Here is a 3079-nt window from a genome sequence, read left to right as displayed (position 1 = left end):
AGCTAGATTAGCAAACTAAGCGCGGCATTATTAAAGCATTAATAGGACAAATTAACATTGGTTGTGATCAGGTAGAAGTAGGATTTCAGATCGAAGAACCAGCACAGGATGGGGGAATTCTTAATTTGTATCATTGTACTTCACATCTAAAAAGGTGGTTGACAAAATGTGTGCGCCAAGAAGTGCGTAAGGAACAGTTGGTGAAAATCCAACACGGGTAAAGCTTAGCCGGCAACCTGGAACAAACCATTATGCTGCGTAAGGTAACGAGCGTAGTAAAGCTAATGGAATGGACAACATAGGGTGCAACGAAAGTGAAGGTATTGAGTCCCGTAATTCACGCGTCATGGGGGCTGACACTTTACATTTGGTGGAAGGCAACATGGGTAATAACGCTAAGGCAAGATATTACTCACCTCATCGGGATCGAAGGCCGCGTCATGTGTTGAGATGGACCTTACGTGAACTTGGGAGATCCTTTGTATTCCTGTAAGGGTACTCTGGAACAAGTCAATAAAGGCGAGGACTGGAGGAAGATGCAAAGGAAGTCGGACTAACTGATAGTACTCGGAGTGTGGGAAAGCCACATACAAGGGGAAGCGGTTAGCAATATAGTGACTGGTATAGGGATTGCTATACCAATACAACAGAGATTAGAGGAGTATGCAAGGAAAACTAAACCAGATAGCAGTAAGGGCTAAGCAAGATAAGCGAGTAAAATTTACATCATTAGTTCATTTGATTAATGAAGAGAATCTTGCAGAGTGTTATAAGGAACTAAAACGCAACAAGGCTTGTGGTATAGATCGTGTGACAGTGGAAGCTTATGGAGAAAATCTAGAAGAGAAACTTAAAACACTAGTGGATAGTATGAAGAGAAAACAATATCAACCGCTACCAGTGAAAAGGGTATACATACCCAAAGCCGGGAGCAAAGAGAAGCGCGGTCTCGGAATACCATCAACGGAAGATAAGTTGGTACAGGTAATGCTAAAGAAGATATTAGAAAATATTTATGAAGCAAACTTTATGGACAGCTCGTATGGATTTCGACCAGGAAGAAATTGTCATCAGGCGATAAACGCTCTAGATAAAGCAGTTATGCACAAACCAATTAACTATATTGTAGAAGTGGATATCAAGAAGTTCTTTGATAATGTTCAACATAAATGGCTAATGAATTGTCTAAGGGAACGAATAGCTGACCCAAATTTATTGTGGTTAATAAAACGATTTCTAAAGGCAGGAATAGTCGAAGTTGGATGTTATAAAGCAACCGATCAAGGCACACCACAAGGTGGTATAGTAAGCCCTGTATTAGCTAATATATACTTACACTATGTGCTGGACTTATGGTTTGAAAAGAAATTTAAGCCAAAAGCCAGAGGATATTTACAGCTAATAAGGTTTTGCGACGATTTTGTAGTTGGCTGCGAGAGGGAAGAAGACGCAAAAGAATTTCTAGAATTACTGAAACAAAGACTAAGTAAATTTGGGTTGGAAATAGCTGAAAATAAAACAAAAATAGTAAAGTTTGGTAAGAAAGAATGGTATCAAGCAGAAAGAGAGAAACGTAGGACGGCTAGCTTCAACTTTCTAGGATTTACACATTTTGCTGAAAAAGTTCTAAGAGGTTGTCCGGAAACAAGTAAAAGGCTATAATATCTGAAATTTTAGTACGGGGTAAAGATGAGAAAAAAGTATCCAACAGATCTAAGCGAAAGGGAATGGGCAAGAATAGAAAAACACTTCAGAGTATCATACAAGAAAGGAGGAAGGCCGCCAAAGTATAGCAAAAGAGAAATATTAGAAGCAATTTTCTATGTATTGCGTACAGGGTGTCAATGGCGGTATTTACCAAATGATTTTCCGCTATGGAAGACTGTGTATGAGCAGTTCAGGCAATGGAAGAAGCAGGGAATTTTTGAGAAAATGAATTATGAAATTACAAAATATAGTAGAAGAAAAATAGGAAGGAATGAGCAGCCGAGTGCCTGTATAGTAGATAGTCAATCTGTAAAGACTACAGAAAAGGGGGGATCAAAGGCTATGATGGAAGTAAAAAAGTAAAGGGTAGAAAAAGGCATATAATTACAGACACTCAGGGTTTTATACTAGGTTGTTACGTAGGCGCTGCTAACGAAAATGATAGAGATGGTATTAAAATAGCATTAAACAATATGAGAACAAAATATACTAAAGTTAAAAAAATGTGGGCTGACATGGGATACCAAGGAAGAAATTTAAAGAATCACATAAAGGAAGAATATGACATAGATATTGAAATTGTTAAAAGGCCTCCATGTAGATTTTGGGTGCACAAAGATACGCCACCTGAGCTACTACCAACAAGAGAACAAGGGTTTAAAGTACAGCCAAGAAGATGGGTTGTAGAAAGGACTTTTGCTTGGGTTAATAGGAATAGAAGGCTATCGAAGGAGTATGATTTACTCACAACATCCACTGAGAATTTCATATACCTAGCTATGAGTAGGGTTATGTTAAAGAGGGAATATGCTTGAATTTACTAGTTTCCGGACAACCTCTAAGTGGTGAAGACTATCAGGATCTAGAAAACTTCAAAAATAAGCCTAGCCAGAAAGATTAAAGAAATCAAAGAATGGTTGAAGATGGTACGAAGTCGTATCTGTCTCAAAGATTGGTGGCAGAAACTTAAAGCCAAACTAACAGGACACTATAGCTACTTCGGAGTTAGCGGAAATTATCGGTGTTTGATTCAATTCTATCGACCGGTAACAAAGTTAGCATTTAAGTGGATAAACCGACGTAGTCAAAAGAAAAGTATGGATTGGGAACAATTTATACACTATTTAAAAGTAAATCCATTACCAAAACCAAAGGTATATGTTTCTTTATACACAGGAGCACTAGTGTGAACGCTGTATTGTGGAGCCGTGTGCGGGAAATCCGCAAGCACGGTTCTTTTGGGGAGACTATGGTTATGAGACCAAATCGCTGGTTTCAAGGTCATGAGTCTCTACCAGACTAAAAAAGTGATCTTAAAAAAAGTTTTCGTTTAACGAATTTCTTCCTTTGCTTTTTCTAAATACTCCAATAT

Annotated in this window: 4 protein-coding genes; all 4 read left to right on the top strand. The window is 38.2% G+C overall.

Features of this window, described 5'->3' with window-relative positions; all coding sequences use genetic code 11:
- Positions 1–572: 572 nt before the first annotated feature.
- The 4 genes from WG67_RS07500 (at position 573) to WG67_RS02175 (ending at position 2897) form a co-directional block, all read left to right on the top strand.
- Complete coding sequence (locus tag WG67_RS07500; protein WP_255324786.1) at positions 573–701, top strand: hypothetical protein; 129 nt, start codon at positions 573–575, stop codon at positions 699–701.
- On the top strand, positions 664–1662 hold the full coding sequence (gene ltrA, locus WG67_RS02190) for a group II intron reverse transcriptase/maturase (protein ID WP_245683391.1): 999 nt from the start codon (positions 664–666) through the stop codon (positions 1660–1662). The genes WG67_RS07500 and ltrA overlap by 38 nt, the downstream gene beginning before the upstream one ends.
- A 27-nt stretch (positions 1663–1689) precedes the next feature.
- Positions 1690–2522, top strand: a protein-coding gene (locus WG67_RS06115) for an IS5-like element ISWpi1 family transposase (RefSeq protein WP_094189578.1) whose coding sequence is annotated in 2 segments (ribosomal slippage) — positions 1690–2059 and positions 2059–2522 — 834 coding nt in all. Because the reading frame shifts where the segments join, the coding sequence is not laid out codon by codon here.
- Between the two features lie 108 nt (positions 2523–2630).
- The gene (locus WG67_RS02175; RefSeq protein WP_070356838.1) at positions 2631–2897 is read left to right on the top strand and encodes a hypothetical protein; all 267 of its coding nucleotides are present in this window, start codon (positions 2631–2633) and stop codon (positions 2895–2897) included.
- Positions 2898–3079 lie beyond the last annotated feature (182 nt).

The organism is Wolbachia endosymbiont of Drosophila incompta (genome assembly GCF_001758565.1).
Classification (GTDB): Bacteria; Pseudomonadota; Alphaproteobacteria; order Rickettsiales; family Anaplasmataceae; genus Wolbachia; species Wolbachia pipientis.
This window is presented reverse-complemented; position numbering and strand designations above follow the sequence as displayed.

Bases quoted from the DNA above. Each gene is read 5' to 3' on its own strand.
- WG67_RS02175 (WP_070356838.1), top strand. From the start codon at position 2,631: ATGGTACGAAGTCGTATCTGTCTCAAAGATTGGTGGCAGAAACTTAAA.
- ltrA (WP_245683391.1), top strand. From the start codon at position 664: ATGCAAGGAAAACTAAACCAGATAGCAGTAAGGGCTAAGCAAGATAAG.